General features: G+C 43.9%; 16 protein-coding genes and 1 riboswitch. Of the genes, 9 read left to right on the top strand and 7 right to left on the bottom strand.

The window, feature by feature from the left end; translation table 11 throughout:
* Nucleotides 1-326 precede the first annotated feature (326 nt).
* Both FCL46_RS02630 and FCL46_RS02625 read left to right on the top strand, forming a co-directional pair.
* Nucleotides 327-1004 carry a metal-dependent hydrolase gene (locus FCL46_RS02630; protein WP_136810159.1) on the top strand — a complete coding sequence of 226 codons (678 nt, stop codon included), beginning with the start codon at nt 327-329 and terminating at the stop codon, nt 1002-1004.
* Nucleotides 1005-1338: 334 nt separating this feature from the next.
* Nucleotides 1339-1411: riboswitch (cyclic di-GMP riboswitch) on the top strand.
* 397 nt (nt 1412-1808) lie between these two features.
* Nucleotides 1809-5483: a carboxypeptidase regulatory-like domain-containing protein gene (locus tag FCL46_RS02625; protein ID WP_217909552.1), complete on the top strand. Its 3675-nt coding sequence runs from the start codon at nt 1809-1811 to the stop codon at nt 5481-5483.
* Between the two features lie 309 nt (nt 5484-5792).
* On the opposite strand, the gene FCL46_RS02620 is transcribed toward FCL46_RS02625, so the two are convergent.
* From FCL46_RS02620 to FCL46_RS02610, 4 genes are all read right to left on the bottom strand, one after another.
* Nucleotides 5793-7541, bottom strand: coding sequence for a VTT domain-containing protein (locus FCL46_RS02620; protein WP_136810158.1), 1749 nt, complete (start codon nt 7539-7541; stop codon nt 5793-5795).
* Nucleotides 7542-7546: 5 nt separating this feature from the next.
* Nucleotides 7547-7675 carry a rhodanese-like domain-containing protein gene (locus FCL46_RS28405; protein WP_267313668.1) on the bottom strand — a complete coding sequence of 43 codons (129 nt, stop codon included), beginning with the start codon at nt 7673-7675 and terminating at the stop codon, nt 7547-7549.
* A 3-nt stretch (nt 7676-7678) separates the two neighbouring features.
* Entirely contained in the window at nt 7679-8515 is an 837-nt protein-coding gene (locus tag FCL46_RS02615; RefSeq protein ID WP_136810157.1) for a sulfurtransferase, read from the bottom strand.
* A gap of 190 nt (nt 8516-8705) precedes the next feature.
* The gene (locus FCL46_RS02610) at nt 8706-9395 is read right to left on the bottom strand and encodes a TVP38/TMEM64 family protein (RefSeq protein ID WP_176371579.1); all 690 of its coding nucleotides are present in this window, start codon (nt 9393-9395) and stop codon (nt 8706-8708) included.
* A gap of 1111 nt (nt 9396-10506) precedes the next feature.
* On the opposite strand from FCL46_RS02610, the gene FCL46_RS02605 reads away from it, so the two are divergent.
* Complete coding sequence (locus FCL46_RS02605; protein WP_136810156.1) at nt 10507-10917, top strand: ACT domain-containing protein; 411 nt, start codon at nt 10507-10509, stop codon at nt 10915-10917.
* 23 nt (nt 10918-10940) lie between these two features.
* Nucleotides 10941-11213 carry a CBU_0592 family membrane protein gene (locus FCL46_RS28680; protein WP_136810155.1) on the top strand — a complete coding sequence of 91 codons (273 nt, stop codon included), beginning with the start codon at nt 10941-10943 and terminating at the stop codon, nt 11211-11213.
* A 193-nt stretch (nt 11214-11406) separates the two neighbouring features.
* On the opposite strand, the gene FCL46_RS02600 is transcribed toward FCL46_RS28680, so the two are convergent.
* From FCL46_RS02600 to FCL46_RS02590, 3 genes are read right to left on the bottom strand one after another with little or no spacing between them, the layout of a single operon-like run.
* On the bottom strand, nt 11407-13743 hold the full coding sequence (locus FCL46_RS02600; protein WP_136810154.1) for a response regulator: 2337 nt from the start codon (nt 13741-13743) through the stop codon (nt 11407-11409).
* Nucleotides 13740-14180, bottom strand: coding sequence for a response regulator (locus FCL46_RS02595; protein ID WP_217909551.1), 441 nt, complete (start codon nt 14178-14180; stop codon nt 13740-13742). The genes FCL46_RS02600 and FCL46_RS02595 overlap by 4 nt, the downstream gene beginning before the upstream one ends.
* Before the next feature lie 20 nt (nt 14181-14200).
* Complete coding sequence (locus tag FCL46_RS02590) at nt 14201-15751, bottom strand: ATP-binding protein (protein ID WP_136810153.1); 1551 nt, start codon at nt 15749-15751, stop codon at nt 14201-14203.
* A 764-nt stretch (nt 15752-16515) separates the two neighbouring features.
* Between FCL46_RS02590 and FCL46_RS02585 the strand changes: the two genes are divergently transcribed.
* The 5 genes from FCL46_RS02585 to FCL46_RS02565 all read left to right on the top strand — a co-directional run bounded on the left by FCL46_RS02585 (nt 16516) and on the right by FCL46_RS02565 (nt 21987).
* Complete coding sequence (locus tag FCL46_RS02585) at nt 16516-16764, top strand: thioredoxin domain-containing protein (RefSeq protein WP_136810152.1); 249 nt, start codon at nt 16516-16518, stop codon at nt 16762-16764.
* Between the two features lie 18 nt (nt 16765-16782).
* On the top strand, nt 16783-17163 hold the full coding sequence (locus FCL46_RS02580) for a redoxin domain-containing protein (RefSeq protein ID WP_136810151.1): 381 nt from the start codon (nt 16783-16785) through the stop codon (nt 17161-17163).
* Nucleotides 17164-17360: 197 nt separating this feature from the next.
* The gene (locus tag FCL46_RS02575; protein ID WP_136810150.1) at nt 17361-17780 is read left to right on the top strand and encodes a VOC family protein; all 420 of its coding nucleotides are present in this window, start codon (nt 17361-17363) and stop codon (nt 17778-17780) included.
* A 664-nt stretch (nt 17781-18444) separates the two neighbouring features.
* Nucleotides 18445-20109, top strand: coding sequence for a glutamate--cysteine ligase (gene gshA, locus FCL46_RS02570; protein WP_217909550.1), 1665 nt, complete (start codon nt 18445-18447; stop codon nt 20107-20109).
* Between the two features lie 1482 nt (nt 20110-21591).
* Entirely contained in the window at nt 21592-21987 is a 396-nt protein-coding gene (locus FCL46_RS02565) for an H-NS histone family protein (RefSeq protein ID WP_136810148.1), read from the top strand.
* Nucleotides 21988-22402: the final 415 nt, after the last annotated feature.

Below are 22402 nucleotides of genomic sequence, written 5' to 3'. Positions count from 1 at the left end.
CACCCTGTACTTTCCGCCCAACTACTTTTTGTATTTCCAGAAGTCTCTTGTCGAAAACACCAGCAATACGGGGTAAGACTACATCAAAATTCTCTATTAACATGAATAATTCCTCTGAAAATGTTGACGTTGGGAAAGTATCTGTTATGAAATGGAATACATTTTATAACCATATCATTCAAAACATGAGCATACGTATTGTACTTTTTTGAAATCATCACGACCTAACTATTCAGCAGCATGCTTTAGTCATATAAACTCTCTGGCTTGACCACTCTACAAACCAAAATCCGATTCGATACCATTACTACACCTTCACGAGATTTATGTCCGAATTCAAAACCCATTTTTTAGGCGGCCTTACCGCTGGCGTTGCAACCTCTGCATATTATTTTATTTCCCAGCCTGGAACTCTCAACCCGACACAGTTGACGGCAGTTTTTCTCTGCGGTGCAATAGGAGGTTTGTTACCGGATCTTGATAGCGATACAGGAAAACCTTTAGCAATGTTGTTTGGCCTCATTTCCGTCATTATTCCCGTCACCTTTCTAAAATATGTTTCAGATTATTTTGTCGTTACACCGGAGTTTCTTATTGCCTACTTTGTCCTGGCGTATCTTCTAATTAACTACGTAATCCTGGAGGGAGTAAAACGGGTTACTAGACATAGAGGAATTATGCATAGTATTCCATTTGCTGTGTTTTGCGGGGAAGCCGGAGCTCTGGTTTTTCTCACATCTGGAAAAGATATGGCTGTGGCTGCGGGAATTGCAGTTTTTATTGGTGCTATGATTCATCTTATTTTAGATGAATTTCACTCCATTGTATGGAAATGGGGATTTCTGCCAGTCGCAAAAAACTCCAGTGGGTCGGCATTAACATTAAAATCCAACTCGATCATCGCAACCATTTCTGTCTATATGTTGGTCGTCATTACCGGCTTGCCGATTCTCAAACTTATGGGATATGATTTTTACGGTAATGCTCTCGTGACGCTCTGGTAAAAGCCATCTGAAATTCATAACCGTTGAGTTTGTAATCAAAAGGATCATGAGAAATGAGGGCTCCCCCTCTTTCTCAGCCAATACCTCTTTCAGTTTGTGATGAGGAAGAAATTTGCCTGCTGACACAATTCACCACTGCTGCTTGTGTAAATCGATATTTTCATGAGTTCCTACGATTTTCAGCACAACTTTTTTAACAACCCATATCAAAACCATAGGTGCTTTTTAATGGGTGCCCCTCTGTTGTATCCTAACAAACTTGCCCCTCTGCGACCCTGTGGCATTGACTGGAGGTGATCGCTTAACATAGTTAGTAGTAAAAATATTTTACCCAAAAAGATAAAGCCAAACTCGTTGAAAGACGGGGACGGAAAGCTACGGGTCTATTAGATAGCCGGGCTGCCTTCCATAACAGGTAGTCCGTTTTCTTGTGTTTAACCTACACAACCAGAGGGGGGGAATACGACATCCATTTTACATTTTATTGATACTGTTGGTTGCGTGGTTTTGCTTGTGCAAAAGCCTTGGGCACTTGAGGTGTGGGGGCAGAAATATGATTATAATGATCACAATCCAGATATCTATTCCAACTAATGCGTCATGGATACTTTTTAGTACTGGCGTACCTGGCACAGCAAGTGATAATGACAAAATTCTACATTTCATGATTTAAACTCGCTTAGCGTTCGGCGAAAAAAGGAGCCCAGCTATAGAGAAGATTAGCACTATATCCAAAACCGGCAGGTGACCAGTGTGACACCGACGGAGAATCATTCTTATCACTCATAATAAGAGGAGATTCATATGAAAAAGCTTCGACTAATCTGGATGCTACTCACCCTTTCTCTATTCTTTACCTCTATTATTTCCTTTGCCGCTAAACCGACCCCGCCTCCGGATGGAACCGGGACCCTTACTGGACAAGTAAGGATTGCCGGTACAAGAACCGCCATTGTAGGCGCAACAGTCACTGCTATTGGCGCCATCGAAACTCACACCCAAACCACTGACAGCAACGGAACCTACACGATGACGCCGCTCGCCGGCGATTACAACGTCACCGCGACCGCTGAAGGTTTCAACAACCAGACATTCTCGGCGACAGTTAGATCCGGAAAAAGAACAAAAGTCAGCTTTGCCCTTTCCGAAGTCGTTACAACCAATGGAGTCCTTGAAGGAACTGTGACTGACGCGACAAGCGGAAATCCGTTAATCGGTGTACTGGTTGCAACCGACAATGGCGGTTACAATTGCCTAACAAACAATATGGGCTCATACTCGATGAATGTTGTAGCAGGCAGTTACAGTCTGACGGCCTCTCTTGATGGCTATCAAGATGCTACGCAAACCGCAATGGTTGACGCAAACCAGATCGCGATAACTGACTTTGTCCTGAATGAACTTTCTACAGAAGTGAGCATTGCTTCATTGATTGCAACCCCTGATTCCTTTCAAGAAGCCTCCACTGAGGAAATCAGTCTTACTGCAACGATAGAAGGAGCGGCCACAAATTATATCTGGACACAACTTTCCGGGCCTAAAGTCTCTCTAACAGCCAATAACGCAACAGCAATCGCCGATGTCAGTAACCTCAATGTCGCCGCAGAGTGCGAACTGGTTTTTCAACTGACAGTTGAAGGTGTAAGCGATTCAGCATCTGCAACGGTTACCGTTTTGGTTCAACCGTTAGACATCCTGCAATATCCAGGACCAAATGTTCAGATCGGTGGGTCAACGACTGCCGTTGCCCGCTTCCAATACAATGACACCGAATGGTGTCTTTTCAATATTGGCACAGCTCTCAGGGCAACCACTGTTGACACCAGCATGGGCGTTATTTATGAGATCACCTTACCCGGTTCTGTCTTTGATATTGAAATCATCGATGATTACGAAGGTAACTCTTATGCCCTGATCGCTAATGGCACTGCAGGTGTTACTATCGTAAATATTACATATCCAAGTTCGATGTACATTGTCAATGTGCTACCGGTTAACTTTTACTTCGACGGTGTTATTTTCGCCGAGGGTGGTGGTGCAATTCTCTATGACAATGTTTTCGAAAGTGTTGCAGGCCCTGTAGTTGCTCTGGCCACCGATGGTATTGATCTCTACATAGGGGATCACGATTATGGTATCCACAAAACAGCTCTTGAAAATGTCTTCGGCAATAAACGAGAATCTGATCTTACGTTGCTAATCGACAAGGAAGTGGTAACCGTCCAATACGCAGGTGAGCATGCCTGGGGTGGCCCATTCTCTCTGAAATTTTACGCAGGAAAACTGTTTGCAGGTTTAGGTGCTCTCGGCATGGGAATCTTCGACCCAACTACCTTAGAGCAAATTGGGCGCTACAATCTTTACACTGATGAACTACGTGTGGAAGATTACTTTGGTGCCATGGCCTTGACTCAAACGGTGCATAGCGATTCAATTACAGGAGATCTTTTTCTTGATGACTTTACAGGCATGCCTGACTATCGCCAGGTCAATTATGAAATCACCGACATCATGCACAACAGTGCCGAAGGCGATACCCCCTGGGCTGACTTTGAACGTGAAGGCAAGTGGTATTATGAGGCGGTTGATGTTGATATTGCTCTACAAGGATCGCGCACCATCGCCTATATCGCTTACTCTCTCGGTGGTGTCATCGCAGTCGATATCACAGGTTTCGAAGAAGCTACAGCTGCAAATTTCCTAATTGCTCCCTACCTTGGTTACTTTGTTGCGGTACCCGCCAACGGTCCATACGATACCGACTCCAATCCCTCCAGCCTGTTGCCATATGAGGGAGCCGGCATGTTGAAAGAATCAGGTGTTTTGAGTGTCAACGTTCAAGACGACCGTTTGTTTCTAACCGACCACTTTGCCGGAATGGTCATCCTCAACAGTGCAGACAACCCTGAATTCTGGCAGGGTGATGCACCTCCATACAACAATGACACCGATGGGATTCCGAACAACAATGTGCCGGAATATGAAGATGTAACCTCCTACGACATGTCTCCATGGGACCTGAGCGACAACGAATCACTCCCCAGGGCCTATTATCAGACGCCATGTGAACTGGCAACCCGTGAGTTGAATGGACACGGTTACGGTCTGGCTCTGATGGATGATATCAACCTGACCGCTCCTGGACAGATTGACGTGCTCGAATGTTCAACTGCCGGTGGATTCGTTTTTGTTGATGTTGTCAATATTACTGCACCCTCTATGATCGACCGTTTCGATATCACGGTATATTTCCCTTCAACCGATGAGATTGGTGCAGCTCCAGATGGTTCTGCGACCGATACCATCGCTATCGGCCACACCGACGGGATTGCCTCAACCGAGAACTACATTTATGTCTCTGATGGTCCCCACGGTATCACAGCCTGGAAAATCACCGATGAAGATGGTTATCCGACTGATACTGTTCATGTCGTCGCCAACACCATACAGGATGAATATCCCATAGACGTCGATGGTGATTTGATCTATCCGGCATCACACACAGTTCGCAATGTCATTGATCCAAGCGGCAACTACACATGGGCACTCTCTGTCAGCAATGGCATACGTCGCGTACCAATTGCTGAAGTCGAGCAAGGACTCGGTGAGGTTGGCTCACCCCTGTTGTTGAAGCTGCATATCGACGACAGCTTTGAACATAATGGTGATTGGGGTGTGGTCAATCAGCTCAATTACCAGGATCAGGCATATGACGTTGAATTCCTAGGTAACTACGCGTATGTCGCCGACGGCACCAACGGTCTGACAATCTACGATACCACCAAAGATCCGACCGATGCTCAAAGTGGCTTCTTTGTCGGCAATATAGGCTACAACAAAGGCAGCCCATTGCTTGGTACCGCTTCAGGGATTGAACTCTGGACTGACCCGACTACGGGAAAACGCTATGCAGTCCTCGCTTGTGGTCCATACGGAGTAGGAGTGGTTGACGTCACCGACATAAACCACATGCAGATTGTAAAAGTCTTCGAACCAATCAAATACGAAGACGGTGACGTTGGCTCTGCTGACGGTCAGGCTATTGATCTTGAAGTAGTCGGCACAAATGCCTACTTCGGTTATGACAGCTTCGGCCTTATCTCCTACAGCATGGCTGATCTAATCGCCCCGTTACCGGAAGGTGTCGATCCGACAGAACTTTTCAAGAAAGAAGCTGACGGTACGGTGCTCTACGACTATCGTCCTGAAGTCCTTGGTAAATTCAAGCTGCAGGAAGTCGTCGGCTACGAGGATATTGACGGTGGCGCGGTCAAAATGGCCTACACCCAACAAAATGAAAACCTCTACTTCTACGCTGCTTTTGGCCACTACGGCGTTGTGAAGATTGACTACACAGATTCAGCGAATCCAGTGTTGTTAGAGGCTGTTCCTACAGCATCAGAATGTGTCGATGTTGAAATTTCCAACGGTCGTCTTTATGTCAGCGACCACGGGGGAGGGTTGGTTCTTTTTAAATAGATGAAGCTAAACTGTCACATCGTTTACTTGAAGCCTCCCTACGATTCTCCGGGGGGCTTCTTCTGTTCATCCCTTGAAAAGCAAAAGAGTATGTTACTAAAGAAAAAGTAATTTTTCCTTAGTAACATACATGGTCGACATGTAACTCCAATCTTACAAATTACCCGTTCTTTAAACTATACATATACGTAACATCTTCACCGCACCAACTAAGTTGCGCGATAATGCAGCATAGACCCCAGTCGCTTTTATTCTGCCTGATTTTCAGTTGAACATGTGGATGATCAGCCTAACAACTATTCAACAAGCCTAACTTTTTTTATAGATGAGTGGAATAAGTGAGACAAAGAAGAGCAAGAACGTACCGGCTATAAAATGGGGGGACAAGCTTCCTTTCAGCAGGTCCATAAGTGAGCTTGAAAACAGGATAAAGGCTGTGCAGGCAGGAAGTATACCGAGAAACGTCGCAATTATATAATGTGAGAACTTTATGTTGGTTAGGCCTAGACCGTAATTGAGGGGCGTATACGGGAAAAGCGGTACAAGCCGGAGAACCACAACTATCTTCCAACCATGATTTCTGGTCATCTCCTGTAGTTTTGCCCATTTCGTTTCAGAAAGCGCTGAACTCACCCATTGGTTGCCAATATATCTTGAGAGCAGAAACGACAAGCCAGCACCCAGAGTGGCACCTGCCATGGCATACACCAATCCCCATGTGTGTCCATACAGGATGCCACCAGCCATAACAAATGGAAACCCAGGCATAAAAAAGACAGGGGCAAGTGACAGGATAAGGATATACAGGGAAGGAGGACACTCTTTACATAGGGTAAGAAGGTGTTCAATATGCACCATATCCAGGTATTGATCGACGCCTGCACAACGCAGTGCACCGGCTATTCCGAGAATGCTCAGGAGCAGCATAATGCGCAAAGCAACGCCTTTTCTCTCAGGTTTTCGCTGCTTGCAATTTCTGACGGTTCTATCTGCACGCTTTAGCCTCTTCTTAAGGAGAAGTCGGGCTAAATAGGTGAAAGGGGCCTTTACCACTTTTTCTTTGCCGATTATGGCATTATCCGGGCAAAACAACACATCAAGTAGATGGGTATTCGGTATAGCTTTACCGAATGTTGCGGAGCAACCGGCACAATACGTGATAATATGTCTTCCGCCTGTCTCGCTTTTGCGAATATCTTTCCACTTACCAGTTATAACCGGGGCGACATAGGAGGCAGCTGCCCCCTCCCCGCAGCACAGAGCCTTTTCCCGGGAATGTTTCATCTCATCAATGGTGGCCCCACTACCTGCAACCAACTTCCGTACCGAGTCATGAACCTCTGGTATAAATCTGGTCGCACAAGCATCATGGATTGCAACCGTTTCCGGGTATCTTGTCATTGCTTCCGGCGGTTTTTCTGCCAGTACCTCATAGACAGTCTCTGTTTCCAATTCGGGTGCATAGCGTTTAAAGGTATCATAACAACTGGGACAGGCGGTGATAATTTTGCTGATACCCTTTCCCTTCAACGTGTCGACAAGGCTGGTAAAACGTTGTTGAAAAATACCATGGCGCCCCAGATCGTGTGAGGGCCTGGCACAGCAATGAAGAACGATCCCAATATCCGGGATGACTGTCTCAAGGTAATGATAGGTTGATTCCGCGGCCGATGCTCGTGTAGCGGCAAGAGTACAGCCGGGGAAAAAAATTGTCGTACATCCTTCGGGGATTACATACAACGAGAAAAGCGATGAACTTCCCAACTTCTCGTATGCACAGATACTCCGGTGTTCGACAATTTCTTTCTCAGGACCTATCTGGATTGTCCTTCGCATTTCAAGAAAAGAATCCGAACAATCCAATTGTTGTGGACACACAGCCTGACAGAGATTGCACAGATTGCATTGGAAAGGGAGGTGCTTCTCTCCGCTCACTGTCTGCGACATAAACCGTTCACTGATCTCGCCGGGGGTACCATGTTCCTTAAGAAAGGCACACTCTCTGACGCAACGGTTACAATTGACGCATTTTGCAGCTATGTTGTGTATTGCACCCATATCTCTTAAATACCAGTCTCCATTGGCAGGTCAGCAACGGCAGACCACTCATAAATGGAAGCTTCATAGTTTCTTACTTTTTCAAAGCCAACTGCTTTGAGGATCATGGCCATATAGCCGGATCGTATTCCCATAGTTCAGTAGAGAATAACGTCATCGTCCGGCCGCACCCCATAACTTGCCATCAGTTTGATAATCTCCTGAGGTGGCTTCGGCGTGCTGTCTTCATTGAGCAGATCCGTCCACTCAAGCCAACGTGCCCCTGTGATATGTCCACCACGGCTTTCACCGCGCGTAGTATTATCACCAGTAAACTCATCTTTACTGCGAACATCCAATAGTGCTATTTTGCCTCGATTATCCTCGACAAATTGGCGGTTCGCTCTATGACTTTCTTTGTAATCGCTTAAGAGTAATCCAGTAGATGGCAGAGGTTGCGGAACCTCCTTGCTGAGCTCATATCCCAACCGTCTCCAGACCTCAAGGCCGCCATAGAGGAGTTTGACATTGTTAAGTCCCGCCATTCGAAGCTGCCAGACTGCCCTGCCCCCTGCACCGGGCCCTTTGAACGTATCGGAGTAAGCAACGATAAGTGAATCATTGGTTACCCCAAAAGACTCCAGCTTTTTCGTGAGTTCTGCTTTTGGTAAGATAGTTCCCCATAATGGATCGCCTGGTTTCCCTGCTGAGCGGGAAAGCCCCTTAAAACCAATATTTATCGCACCGGCAATATGACCCTTGGCATAGACTTTGGGCAGGTTGCCATCCAGAATGATCAATTCCTTGTTACCAAGTTGTGTTTTGAGCTCGGCAGGGGTAATGAATATATCTTCACCATTTTTATACACCTCAGGTGCAATGGTGACTGATGCTGGAATCTGCTCAGATTGGTTATTGTTTGTATTGAAGATGTAGACTGCTGCAACAGCAATCAACAGCACAATACTCCCGAGAATAAAACGATTTTTTTTCATTAGTCCTCTCTTTAAAATGGTATTTATCGATATTTTGTAACTATTCAGGAAAGTAACGGCTTGTCAGCGCTTTGCATGTCCAGAAACAGATGGGATCACAGACACGAATCGGGAGAAGCATAAACTCCAACTTCAATACATGGGTATGCAGTAAAGTCTGATAGTGGGCAGGCACAATGCTGCGGAAGCGTTACGATTGTATACGAATCTTCTTTCGGGACCAGACCTGTTTGAGTAAGGTTGCCAGGATTGAAAAGGCAAAAAGCACAAGGAGACCAATTACAAATGTCCTCGCTCCTCCAGTGAGCATTTCACCAGCATACGAATAAATAACGGTGGCAGGCAGTTGGCCTAGCCCGGTTGCCCAGAAGAACGACCAGAAACTCATTGAGGTCAGACCCGCTGCGTAGCTGACGATATCGAAAGAGATAAATGGCAAGAGCCTGGCAATAAGGATGGTATGTTGACCATATTGTTTGAAGAAATTATCCACATTTTGCATGGCATACCGACTGGTGAGTTTTTCAGTTACCTCCCTACCCAAAAATCGTGCAATTGCAAAACAGAGTGCCGCGCCTACCATGGCACTTGACCAGGAGAGAACTGCTCCCTTTACCCAACCAAAGAGTGCCGCATTAGAAAAAGTAATGAGAAACGCAGGCAGTGGCGCAATAATTGACTGAAAAACCATCAGGAAAAATGAAACAACAGGTGCCCAGATTCCAAAACTCAGGATATAGCCCTTTATTGTTTCAACATCGCAGATTCCAAAGAGAAAAATCAGCTGTTCTATAGTGCTCCGCACAGGCTCCACAAAAACGCAGATAGCCACAAGAGCAAGGAATGGAGGAAATGCTTTTGCCGTTTTTGTCATAGTCATATTTTATGCCTTAGAAAGTAGATATAATCATTCCGACGCAACAAACACTTTCAGAATTTTCAGGAAAAACCTTCAAAGAATTCTATTACATGCGCAGGGAGTTAATGTAGTGCTGACTAATTGGAACTACATAGAAAGTCAAATATCAAATACCTATAAATTCCATGGAACATATAGGATGTTTCGATACCATCTCAGTTGGTAAGCGGAAGAGTCAGATACTCTGCTCAAAAAATCTCTTTACGTTATGTGAGCCCAGAAAATGAGACAATGAATACAATCAGAGAGAATTACCTTGGGTCTTGAAATTAGAAACACGCATGAGAAGAAGTGGACACGGCCGCCCGCTCTAGCCACAGCTCGAACTGACGGACATCGAGAGTGAATCAGACCGCGAGCAATAAGTAGGTCTGCGAGTACGTAATATAGAACAAATGATTCATAGGAAAAGGATCCTGCGATAAAAGAGTGGACACTCAGTTATGCCAATATATATACATTGGGAGGAAGAAATTATACGTGTTTAAAGGAGAAGATAGGAAGCCCACTATGAGTATTACCGATTTCGAATCCGCTTGTTAGAGATGGGTGCCCCCTGCCTTTTTCATCTGACAACTAGATCAAGAATGAAGAAAATTCACACCTGCATTTACCTTTGAGACCATATATCTCACATTCTCCACAACAAATTTCTCAAAAAAACCTTTTCTGTCAATGTGGGCTTTTTGAGGTGTTCAGATGCAACAATATTTATACATTGAGAGTACACGAAAAATAGCAAATTTTATCCTATTCACACTACTCCTCTATTGCGCTTTCAGCTTATCAGCTATTTGGGGATGAGATATCTGAATCTCAAAAATATGAATAAAATCGAATTCATGAAGTTTTTTCGTATTTTCGATTGATTCCGGAAATTACGACCATTCAAATCATTAGTAAATTTTATAGAAGACAAAATACATTAATTTTACATTTCTGCAGCGTTATCTTATTGTTCAGCAAGTCAGAGTCTCCCCGGCTCGCTCATAACATATTTGAGGGTAAATGAAGGTGTCAGTTTTGGGAGCACGACGTTTCTCAGGCCGAATCACATAACAAAGGATAAAATATGGCTGGAATTGTTGACTTAAATGAGTTGCTGAGATCCATGACACCAGAAATTCAACGTGGTGAGTTTGTGTTTTGTGCAGTGGATGGGAAATGCACCGATTATACACATCTTAATCCACTGGCATTCTTTGTGGAATCAGAAGGTTTAACTGTAATTCTTTCAGTTGAAGCGGCAGAGAAAGCCCAATTATCATACGAAAGCACATTCAAACACATAACGTTAACAGTACATTCAAGTTTAGACGCAGTTGGTTTAACTGCCGCTGTTGCTACAAAACTTTCATCGTATGGTATAAGTGCAAATGTTGTTGCCGCCTTTTATCACGACCATGTTTTTGTACCATCAGAAAAAGCCGATGCTGCCCTCTCGGCATTAAACGAGTTTGCTGTAGAAGAAAACTCATTCTAAAAGGCATCAAAGGATCGCCCCCGATGAATGGATATCACTGGTACGACCTGATAGGAAACATCGGGGTTTTCATGATTCTGATTGCCTATTTCATGCTGCAGTTAAATCGGATCAATACCCACTCACTCTCTTTTTGCCTCATGAATTTTTGCGGGGCATTTTTGATAATGGTTTCGTTATACTTTGATTTCAATCTCTCAGCATTTGTTATCGAGTTCTTCTGGCTTCTGATAAGTATTTTCGGCATATACAAGTGGTTACGTCAAGAGCACGTTTTACGAGATCCGCAGAAATAATATGAGCCAACACTGAAACTATACGATACCCAAACCTCCCCACCTGACACCACTCCTGATCGGCACATACTACATCTGTAAACTCCAGCAGAAGGCTCTAAAGCAGCGTTACTCGCTCTCAACGAGTCATATATCCAATAATATTCCCGGGGATCAATCCGACAATCTCCTGAAGTAGAATTATCAAGGTCTCCTATTTCTTCTCATCAAGTACTCTCCGGACAGTCTTAGCCAGATCCCAGTGACTAACAGGTTTATTTATAAATGCACGTATTCCTATTGTTCGTGCATGTTCAGCGGATATGAATTTACTGTAGCCTGTACAGAGTATAATCGGAAGTTCTGATCTGATCTTCAAAAGTTCCTTAGCCAATATATCGCCGGTCATCCCAGGCATAGTCATATCCGTAATTACCAGATCCCAGCGCTTGGGTTCGGCCCGAAAAAACGCAAGCGCCTGTTGACTTCCAGTTGCTGCAGTTATTGTATACCCCAAGGTTTCCAGCATTCTCCTTAGTAATTTGATTATTGTGACTTCGTCATCAACGAGCAGGATCTCTTCACCCCCGGAAGGTAATTTTCCGGTAATACTCGAAGCAACTATCTCTGCTTCTGAAGTCCTTGGTAGAATGATCGTAAAGACAGTTCCTTTTCCCACTTCACTCGCGACCGAAATCGTCCCGCCATAGCTGGCAACAATCCCATTAACCACTGCCAGGCCGAGACCTGTTCCTTCCCCTCGCTCCTTTGTAGTAAAATACGGTTCAAAAATCGAATCAATTACTTCAGCAGGAATCCCTTCGCCTGTGTCGGCAACTGTCAACTCAAGATACTTTCCCGGTTGCAACTGCCCTGATGCGGGATGACTGTAGCCGGATAAATCGATCTCTCTAAGGCAAACATCGAGTACTCCACCCTTTTTCATAGCATATGCAGCATTGGTACAGAGGTTCATCAATATCTGGTGCACTTCCGTAGAATTACCCATTATCAATGCCTTACTATCGAGTGTCTGCCTGATGCTGATAGTTGAGGGGATGGATGAGCGAAGAAACTTCAACACTTCTTTGACAACCAAATCAACCTGGATGGGTCCCAATTTACCGTCACCTTGTCTGGCAAATGTGAGTATCTGGTTAACAAGTTCTTTAGCGCGGATTCCTGCTGTATTAATTTCTGCAATGCTTTCTTCCAGGCTAGTTCCCTTTTCAACTTCTGACTTTGCCAACTCTGAATAACCAAGAATAACCATCAAAATATTATTGAAATCGTGCGCTATCCCACCAGCAAGTTGACCAACAGCCTCCATTTTCTGAGCCTGTATCAGCTGTCGATGCAACTCCTCTTTTTCTTGCTGTGCCCGTACTTTATCGGTCACATCATACACCATTGAATACAGCAGCTTCCTCCCGTCGACAACAATTGGGCTGCGAAAAGACTCTACGTCACGAATTGAGCCGTCCGCCAATCTGTGTTTACTCTGGAAACGGCTTTTCTTCCGAATCTCCATCGCCTGTAGTTCTTTCCGAATTTCAACACGCGGCAAGATATTGATATCACCAATAGTCTTGTGTCTAAATTCTTCTTTTGACCATCCATAAAAATCAACCGCTGCACTATTTACATCAATGATCTCTTCAGTGACAGGATCGATCAAAAGCATAGCGACCAGGTTATCCTCAAACAAACTCCTGTAACGCCTCTCACTCTCCTTTAGAGCCTGATGTTCCCGCAGGAATTGTTTGCTGGCATAGGCGCTTTCTATCATTGAGGGCAGTTTGAAAAGATATCCCTGATGTTTTGTTACATAGTCGTTTGCCCCCAGCTTTAAAGCACGTACCGCTATCTCTTCATCACCCTTTCCGGTTATCAACACTACCGGCAGGGCAGTATACTGTGACAAGCGCAGTTTATGCAGAAGTTCCAACCCATTCTCACCTGGCAAGCGATAGTCAAGCAGAAGAACATCATACTGCCCCAGACGGTTATCGTTGTCCCCGAGCATTGTACAGAATTCGGCCACACTACCCAGGCTATCAAGATGTATATGATGGGCGTGTTTTTTGAAATGACGCTTTGTAAGGTCGACATCCGCCGTATCCGATTCAAGATAAAGAACCTTGATAGTATTCACGCTTTTTTCTGTTGTGCCCAGATACGATTCCAGCGCACTCTCCAGTATCTTTGGCAAATGAGCAAGATAGCCTTGTTTCTTGGCAACGTAATCATCGGCTCCGGCCTTCAGGGCAGCTACCGCTGACTCTTCATCACCTTGCCCGGTAAGGATGACCACAGCAACCGGAAGCGAATTACCACGTATGTGAGAAAGAACAGCAATCCCATCGCCGTCCTGTAGATGCATATCGGTCAACACAAGATTGAAATCCCGGAACTCTGGCGACTTCATAAATTTCAACGCTTCACGCTGATAAGCCATTGGGACTATCTCAATTTGAGGTGACGATTTCTTGAGAGCACGCAAAGTCAGATCAAGATCAACTGGATTATCTTCGATATACAACACTTTCATGGGTTCCTCGGCAATGTTGTGGTTTTCAACCAATATGCCTCTATTTCTTTTGCCAACGCAATGAGCTTTGTAAAGCTCACCGGCTTTGTAATATATGAATTAGCGCCCAATTTATATGCGGCCCGAATGTCTTTATCCTCTGCTGAGGATGTCATTACTATGATAGGGATAACATGGTAGGCCTGATGCTGTTTAATAGCCCGAAGCACCTCAAATCCGTTTATTTTAGGGAGTTTGAGGTCAAGTATAATAATAAGAGGTAGCGGTCTGCCATGATCCCATTCTGTTATCATTGCCAAAACCTCCTCACCATCACGGGCAACCTCGATGGGATTGGTCAGCTGCGTTTTCTTGAAAGCTCTCAAAGCAAGATCGAGGTCCAACGGCGTATCTTCCACCAAAAGGATTGGCCTTTCACTTGTCATGTCAAATTTCATACCATCCCCCAATTCAACCATTAGCTGCCATTAGGTTTCGGAAGCTTAACAGAAAAGGTCGCTCCCAGGCCAGGTTCTCCCTCAGCCGAGATAGTACCCCCCATTCTCATGATGGCCTTTTCGACAATAGCCAAACCAATCCCTGTCCCTGGATATTCATCAACAACATGTAATCGTTGAAAAATACCAAATATTTTGTCTTGGAATTTAGGATCAAACCCTACACCGTTATCCTTTACCCGTAAAATCCAGTGATCTTCTGTCTCCTCTCCACTGATTTCAATACTCGGGCATACTGATTTCTGGCTGAACTTAATAGCATTGTCCAACAGATTCCCAAGCACCTGCCGAAGCCCCTCTTTGTCCCCGGTTATTTGTTTGAACGGCACGGTAATTTTGACTTGAGTATTGTTAACATTAAGGTCCCGCTCCCTTTCCTGAAGCAGGATATCCAGCAATGGTTGTATTTCGATTGACCAGGAAATGAAGTCCCTATGCTCAACCCGCGAGTACAACAAAAGATCTTCAATGAGCTGATTCATTTGAATGGTTGCATTCCGGATATTTTTCAGAAACAGCTTGCCCTCATCATCGAGGCTATCGGTATACTCATCGCTCAGAAGCTGACTATAACCATCTATGCCTCTCAGAGGTGCCTTGAGATCGTGACTTACTGAATAGGTGAATGTCTCCAATTCCTTTGTTCGAGCTTCCAGAGCCAAGGTTCTGGAAGCAAGGCTGCTCTGCAATTCCTGATGCAGGGTGATATCTCTGGCATGAAACACAGAACCTGTGATATCGCCAGATATTTCATCGAGAAATGGAAAGACACGAATTTCATAGGTTGTTCCCGTTTTATCAGTTACTTTGACTTGCTGTTCTTTCCCTGACAGCATTACCTTTTCATGCAGACAGGACACCTCGCTCACCGCAAAATCATCCTGGTCAAAAAGGCAAACACGGCTGCCAATAGCTTCAGTAATCGAAATGCCGATTTTCTGAGCCATGGCCCGATTAAGGCGCACAGCAATGTGTTCTGTATCGTAGAGGACAATGAGATCTTCTAGAATATCAACAGTTCTCCGCCACTCCTTTTGGGATTGTCGAAGTTGTTTTTTTAACTGCTCCGGGGAAACATTCCGTGTTGTGATGTTTTCGTCCTGCTGTTCCCGCTCAACGGCCGTCAGCAATTTTTGATATTTTGTTGCCATCACCAGATGTTCACGGCGTTCCAGATTTTTGCTCAACGTATGTTTCAGCAAGTTAAGACTACTAATCGGTTTTGCGATATAATCCCAGGCTCCAGCACTCAACGCCCGCACAACATCCTCCACTGAATCTGCACCGGATATAACTATGATCGGTGTTATTGGCGACAACGTTACAACCTTCTCGATCAATTCAAACCCATCCATTTCCGGCATAAAGAGATCAGTCAGTAAAAGATCTGGGAGTTTCTGTTGACATTCCTCCCAGGCCATTCGACCATTTACTGCGGTTCTGACGCAATAGCCGAGCATCTCCAGGAAATCGACAAAGGCCTGTCGTACCAGATCCTGATCTTCAGCCATGAGTATTTCCCCTGAACTTTTCACCCTATTACCCCTGTGCAGTCAATCACGACTCTATAAGCGACTTTAATTATAAGAATAAGCTTCACGTCATTCACTTTAGAACACAACACATACACACTATGAAGTTATGTAAACTCAAACTCGAAGAACGGTATAACTATCTAATGAATCCGGAATATACACCCTGAAGGCAGGGTTATTTTTATTAGTATATGCGCAATATTCATGATATCCCAGAAAAGAAGTTCGTTCCTCCCACAACGTTTGTAACGACAACAATAGAATGTGCACAGACAAACAGAACGAGAAACCTGTTGAGAATGAAAAGCATCGGCTACTTGGTGATATGGTTTGTTCAAGTGAGTTTAGGATGCAAGCACATGAGTTTGACCAATAGAGATCCAGGCCTTTTTTACATTGGTAAATCAGGTTCTTGACTGCTATTCTCCGTGAGATCGAAGTGGTCCAACACGGCGTGAAACTATTTTCCCCTTTGCCAGAGACAATCACCTGCACCCCAGCGCAAGCACTTCCATGTTCTAATTTTTCCGAAATTTCGTTTCACTACACAGAATACTCACCACTACTTGAACAATCGTTCAAAAAACAACATTGACAATGTCCCGCTCCAAGCTTAGCTTGAACAAACATTCAAACACATTTATTTGGAGACCTGGAGACCATGCGCTTATCAACCTGATGACGCTGCGATATTAGAAGATTTTGATATCACACATCTCAAAAACACATTGGAGGTCATTATGAAATTATACGAAAAACTCAATGAAATTAAGCAGAAGTCTATAGCGAATATACCACCTGAATTGATTGCAATCATGCTTAAAAGCACCGAAGAACTGGTACAATCAGGAATCGCTGATAAGGCGATCAGCGTTGGTGAAGCTCTACCGGAGTTTACACTTCCCGATGCAAATGGCAATCTGATCAGTTCAAGAGATCTTCTTGCAAAAGGCCCTCTTGCCATCAGTTTTTATCGGGGTATATGGTGACCTTACTGTAACGTTGAGCTGGAAGCTCTGCAGGAAGTCTACGGTCAGGTACTGGGACTCGGAGGTTCATTCATCGCTATTTCCCCCCAACTGAGTAAATATACACAACAGGTTGTAAAAAAGAATAACCTCACTTTTCCGGTACTGGTCGATGCAGATAACGGGTATGCTGAGAAACTTGGCCTGACTTTCCCCTTGCCGGAAAAACTCAAGGAAGTGTATAAAGGTTTCGGCATTGATCTTGAGCGCTTCAATGGTAACAATTCATGGAAGCTCCCAATGTCCGGAAGGTTTATCATTGCCAGCGACGGTATTATCAGATCGACTGAGGTGCATCCGGACCATACCATCAGGCCGGAACCAAAAGAAATCGTTGATCTTCTGAAATCAATTGCTTAGTAGATTTGTAAAAAGATCGACCTGCAGCGTTTACGATCTGAATCGACAATGTGCTATACCGCATGTACTACTCAATTGTCGAATCAGAGACTGCGCTTCAAATTTGGAACTTCCTTCAAGTCCCCCCCTTCCAATGGTTCGGGTAACAATTTACGATATCATATATTATTAACAGACACTTACATGGAAAGAGGAATATGAAATTTTTACATACAATGATCAGGGTAAAAGACCTGGATGAATCAATTAACTTTTTTACAGAAATACTTGGCCTTGTCGAAACACGACGAAATGACTATGAAGATGGCCGCTTCACCCTTCTCTATCTCGCAACAGCACCTGGAGAACCGGAAGTGGAACTCACCTACAATTGGGACCAGGACTCAGCCTATAGCGAAGGAAGGAATTTTGGTCACTTAGCATTCAGCGTCGAAAACATCTACGATTACTGCCAAATGTTAATGGACAAAGGTGTTACTATTTCACGGCCTCCCAGAGATGGATATATGGCATTTATTCGTACCCCGGACAACATTTCCATTGAATTCCTGCAAGAGGGAGAAAAATTGCCTGTCCAGGAGCCATGGGCCTCCATGGAAAACAAAGGGACATGGTAGAGATTTGTCATTGCGACAAAACTCGTATTCAATAGTATTTCAGTGAGATTAACTGCATACAAGACACTAAGACACGATCTCACTACTACTGAGTTCAAGCTACTGACGATTTCTTCATATTTGCCACCGCAATCTCTCGTGTTGTAATTCATATTACACCAGAAATAGTGATGGCATGGGATACTTGATACATATTTTGATGGACTCGTAAAAAGTGAGATCTATTTCTTTGCAGATCTCACTTTTTAACAGAACACATCGAAACAAGACCAAAGACCTTTTATAAAAAACATTAATCAGATAAGCACCTACGATTCCACAATAAATCCACCCAAAAACGGCCAACCAGCAGACTCTCAGAGGCGAATGTTGAATCATATTGCAAGATAGCACCCAAACTTTTTTTTCCAACCACCACCAAATAATGAAATTCGACTTATAATAAAGAGCTGACAAGATGTTGCTGTACCAAACACCACTGGAATAACCGACTGCAGGGATATCAAAACTGAAATTTATTAAGCCCTAACGGGCAGAACAATATCAGAACCCCGATCGGTATTCGCGACATAAACAATGCTTATATTATAAAAAGCAGAAGTAAAATAATGGACAACATCGAACGGATGCTGGCAAGACGATCACGCTGTACAGGAGTATGAAATTGAAATCATCATGGCAAAAGACACTGGAATCACTTGCACGCCCAGAAATTTCATCCGCTTTAAAGGGCATCCGCCGAGGGATAGAGAAAGAATCCTTGCGAGTTAAGAGTGATGCAAGTCTGGCCTCTACAGGTCACCCGGCCCCTCTTGGTTCGGCACTGACCCATACGTCTATAACCACTGACTATGCCGAAACGCTGATGGAGTTTATTACACCAGCGGATACTGATGCGACAAAAACCATTGAAGCTCTGACACACATCCATCGCCATGTCTATCAGCATCTAGGTGAAGAACTGCTCTGGCCTGCCAGCATGCCCTGCACAATTGAAACAGAGAATGATATTAAACTGGCAGACTATGGCAACTCCAATGTCGGCAAAATGAAAACCATTTATCGGCGTGGACTGAAAAATCGCTACGGCAGCATGATGCAGGTTATCGCCGGAGTACATTACAATTTTTCAATGCCGGACAACTTCTGGCCAGTGTGGCAGCAACTGAAAGGCGACCAGCAACCGCTTCAGGACTTTATTTCGGCAAGCTACCTCGGTCTGATTCGTAATTTTTTCCGTCTTAGCTGGTTGATCCCGTATCTTTTTGGTGCCTCACCTGCTGTCGACTCGAGTTTTCTTAAGCATAGTCGAAGCACGTTACCATTAAAAACCCTAAGCAATACCAGCCATTATTTACCCAATGCCACCTCATTACGGATGAGCGATCTCGGGTATAACTCTAAAGAGCAGGACAATCTCGATATCAGCTACAACAGTCTCCCCGAGTTTATCAGTGGATTACGCCAGGCGGTACATCAATCTAATCAGGTATTTGAAAAAATCGGCGTTAAACTGAATGGCGAATATCAGCAACTCAACACCAATACTCTGCAGCAGGAGGCCGAACTTTACGCCCCGATTCGCCCCAAACGAACCCTCAAGTCAGGAGAGAAGCTTTCGGACGCCCTGCAAACTGGAGGCATCGAATATGTCGAAGTCCGTTCGTTAGATGTCAATCCTTATGCTGTAACAGGGATCGACCTTGAGCAGATACACTTTTTGGATGTTTTCCTTACCTATTGCCTGTTAAAAGACAGCCCCGATATTTCACGACAACAGCAACGCACCGCCAAAGAAAATCAGAACAAGGTAACAACCTGCGGACGAGACACATCTCTGGAACTGCTGGATGACGAAAAAACGCGAACCCTTGGGGAATGGGCCGATGATATTTTTTCAGACCTGGCCGAGGTCGCACGATTACTTGATACAGCAAACCACGGAGAGAATTTTCAAGAGGCGTTGGACTACCAGCATCAGAAAGTCGCAAATCCTTCACTGACACCCTCTGCTCGGATGTTAAAGGATATGGAAGAACAAAATCTTGACGTCAACGAGCTAGTATTGAGCATTGCAAAAAAACATCGTCAGAAACTTTACGAAACTGACTATTCGCAGACGCTTGATTGTAATTTTTCAATAGAAGCAAAGGCTTCCCTGCAAAAGCAAAAGACACTTGAAGAATCAGAGACATTACGATTTGACGACTTTCATCGCCTCACATTTGGCAACCTTGCACCGTCACCTTCACCACAATGCTTGGGGACTCGTTTTCAATGTTCGACCCTGCGGAAGAACTGCGTAGTCCAACCTGCGAGTTGCTCATAGCGCATCACTGAGACATACCATGATCATTGTATTTCTTTGCGGAAAGTGCGTGCTTGCCATTCAATTCCCCCCATGAGGACCTCTGCTTTCTTACAAGGGACCATCGAATGAGTAGTACCTGAGCCTTGAGTGCTCAGAAATCTGCAGGATAGATTATCCTTGAAGATAAAAGGCTGATCCTGACTGCTCAAGCGCTGCAAATTCAGATGCCATCACCTGTTCCTGAATCTATCACGACTTTTCCTCATTTAAGCCTGCCACTGCTGATGCAAATCAGCATGTAACAATAGCCCCTTACCGGGTTCCCGTATTTAAAGATCAGGAAATACTTCTGGCATTGTCGCGCACGGTATAATTTTTTAGCGCATGCATATTTTTAATAACTCCGCGTTATGGTTATATTGCCTACCTGAGAATTAAACATATCACGCAACGCTGTAATTGAGCCAACTGGTACTATTCGAACACGATTAATCTCGGCTAGAAGCCTTTCAAATTAACGCATAAAACGGTTAGGCTGGCTAAGTATTATGACTTTGTATTGTGGTCGCTAAAATCGTAATAACAGATTTTCAGATACCTTTTCCTGGTTAAATTATGTCAGGTCAGGTGGGTGTGATGTTCAACTTCACACCGATTCTCACTATCTGATTTCATGAACGACGCCACCTAACACACCTCTAGTGTCACGTGCATTTTTTATGATTTGAATTTCGGATTAGATACCGCACCGATTTGTGTAATAGCTAACGAGATCGATTAACCACAAATAATAAACGTTATTATATTCTATTATCGCTCTGAGTTTCTTCTGGAAAGAGCACGATTCTTACAGCACTCACAATATCCGCCCTCCCCCTGCACCAGACAATCTAATTTTCAGAACCAATTTATGGCATGAGCCCAGCAAATATCCAAGAAAGATAATACGACACACCTGAGGTTCATTTTCAAAAGATATTCAAATTGCCCCTGTATCTCAGCCTGGCTCTATACAAATTCTCTCATTAAGGTAATTTTCTGGATGAGGATAACGCTGACTTTGCTCTTACTTTTCGATAACTATATTTGAGTATTAGTTTATGTTATTGCGCTTAACACGTAACCTATCATGCCTCACTTTTTGTTGATGAAGATGCGATAGCTGCAGGTATTTTTTTAGATGAATGATTTTTTTCAGGTGATGTATTGTTAGCAAATATGAATAAAATGTGCATAAAAACACAACACCCAACCAGCCCTAACAAAAATAGCATATCACGCAACTAACTAGAAATTAATGCATTTACCACCCTGGAACTATCTATTAACTAATAAAATCTTAGTGTGCATTTACTCGCAAAAATGCTTTATAGAGCAATATATATTTTAATACGATTAAACTTCGATCATAAATTTAGTTGCACACTTAAAAATCTATATTATATATTTAATAAATATCCCCCGTACCACTCCAATATTCAATTCATAAAAGGAAATTCAATGGAAGACTTCGTAAAGATCATCACCCATGCACGACGTTTTAAAAGTGCAACTAAAGGTTTTTCACTTGAGCAGCTTCAGGAAGTAAAAACCAAACTCGACACTATTATTGACGATCGTATCGCAGAAGCAGAAGAGGCCAAACGCGCTAACGCCGAGAAAATCGAAAAAATCGAAAAGTATCGTGAAATGATGGCCGCTGACGGAATTGAGCTTGAAGATCTTGCTGATGAGGCTCCTGTCAAAAAAGGAAAACGTGCTCCACGTCCACCTAAGTATGGAATCACCAACGACGCAGGTGAATATATTACATGGACAGGTCAGGGACGTATGCCAAACGTTTTTAAGACCAAAGTCGATGCTGGTCAATCTATTGATACTTTTCTTATTAAGTAATCAATAGACCCTACAAAAAAGGCTTTCAGCTCCATCATAGAAAGCCTTTTTATCCACATTTTAATTAACACAACCTGACCGGAACTGCTGGTTCTAAAACCCACCAACTGTGTGTGGTATTTTATTCCATCGGTAACAACATTCTTTTGCATCAGTAGCAAAATTGCATCCAATAATAATTAACCAGTTCGTCGGTATTTTTCTGTCCCCGTCCTCGGTACCCTTTTGTCTTCATCTAAAACGTAAATTACATATTTGACTAATGTACTTTCAATGAGCCTGCAGGTAAAATCGTCTTCCTTTTAAAATCCCACGGCTCCTACGACGAGTTATCGGCTATTGACCAGATTATACTCATCTCATTCTGTGTATTTCCACCATTCCCAAATGTGCGTGAACGTATAATTTGTGGTAG

Source organism: Desulfosediminicola flagellatus (assembly GCF_005116655.2).
In the GTDB taxonomy this organism is placed as follows: domain Bacteria; phylum Desulfobacterota; class Desulfobulbia; order Desulfobulbales; family Desulfocapsaceae; genus Desulfopila; species Desulfopila flagellata.
Note: the sequence above shows the minus strand (reverse complement) of the source record. Positions and strands in the feature narration are given on the sequence as shown.

Excerpts from the sequence above, each read along its gene's own strand:
- FCL46_RS02595 (WP_217909551.1), bottom strand. The coding sequence starts at position 14,180 with ATGAAATTTGACATGACAAGTGAAAGGCCAATCCTTTTGGTGGAAGAT.
- FCL46_RS02615 (WP_136810157.1), bottom strand. The coding sequence starts at position 8,515 with ATGAAAAAAAATCGTTTTATTCTCGGGAGTATTGTGCTGTTGATTGCT.
- FCL46_RS28405 (WP_267313668.1), bottom strand. The coding sequence starts at position 7,675 with ATGGGAATACGATCCGGCTATATGGCCATGATCCTCAAAGCAGTTGGC.
- FCL46_RS02575 (WP_136810150.1), top strand. The coding sequence starts at position 17,361 with ATGAAATTTTTACATACAATGATCAGGGTAAAAGACCTGGATGAATCA.
- FCL46_RS02605 (WP_136810156.1), top strand. The coding sequence starts at position 10,507 with ATGGCTGGAATTGTTGACTTAAATGAGTTGCTGAGATCCATGACACCA.
- FCL46_RS02585 (WP_136810152.1), top strand. The coding sequence starts at position 16,516 with ATGAAATTATACGAAAAACTCAATGAAATTAAGCAGAAGTCTATAGCG.
- FCL46_RS02630 (WP_136810159.1), top strand. The coding sequence starts at position 327 with ATGTCCGAATTCAAAACCCATTTTTTAGGCGGCCTTACCGCTGGCGTT.
- FCL46_RS02565 (WP_136810148.1), top strand. The coding sequence starts at position 21,592 with ATGGAAGACTTCGTAAAGATCATCACCCATGCACGACGTTTTAAAAGT.
- FCL46_RS02590 (WP_136810153.1), bottom strand. The coding sequence starts at position 15,751 with ATGGCTGAAGATCAGGATCTGGTACGACAGGCCTTTGTCGATTTCCTG.
- FCL46_RS02625 (WP_217909552.1), top strand. The coding sequence starts at position 1,809 with ATGAAAAAGCTTCGACTAATCTGGATGCTACTCACCCTTTCTCTATTC.
- FCL46_RS02620 (WP_136810158.1), bottom strand. The coding sequence starts at position 7,541 with ATGGGTGCAATACACAACATAGCTGCAAAATGCGTCAATTGTAACCGT.
- FCL46_RS02610 (WP_176371579.1), bottom strand. The coding sequence starts at position 9,395 with ATGACTATGACAAAAACGGCAAAAGCATTTCCTCCATTCCTTGCTCTT.
- FCL46_RS02600 (WP_136810154.1), bottom strand. The coding sequence starts at position 13,743 with ATGAAAGTGTTGTATATCGAAGATAATCCAGTTGATCTTGATCTGACT.
- FCL46_RS28680 (WP_136810155.1), top strand. The coding sequence starts at position 10,941 with ATGAATGGATATCACTGGTACGACCTGATAGGAAACATCGGGGTTTTC.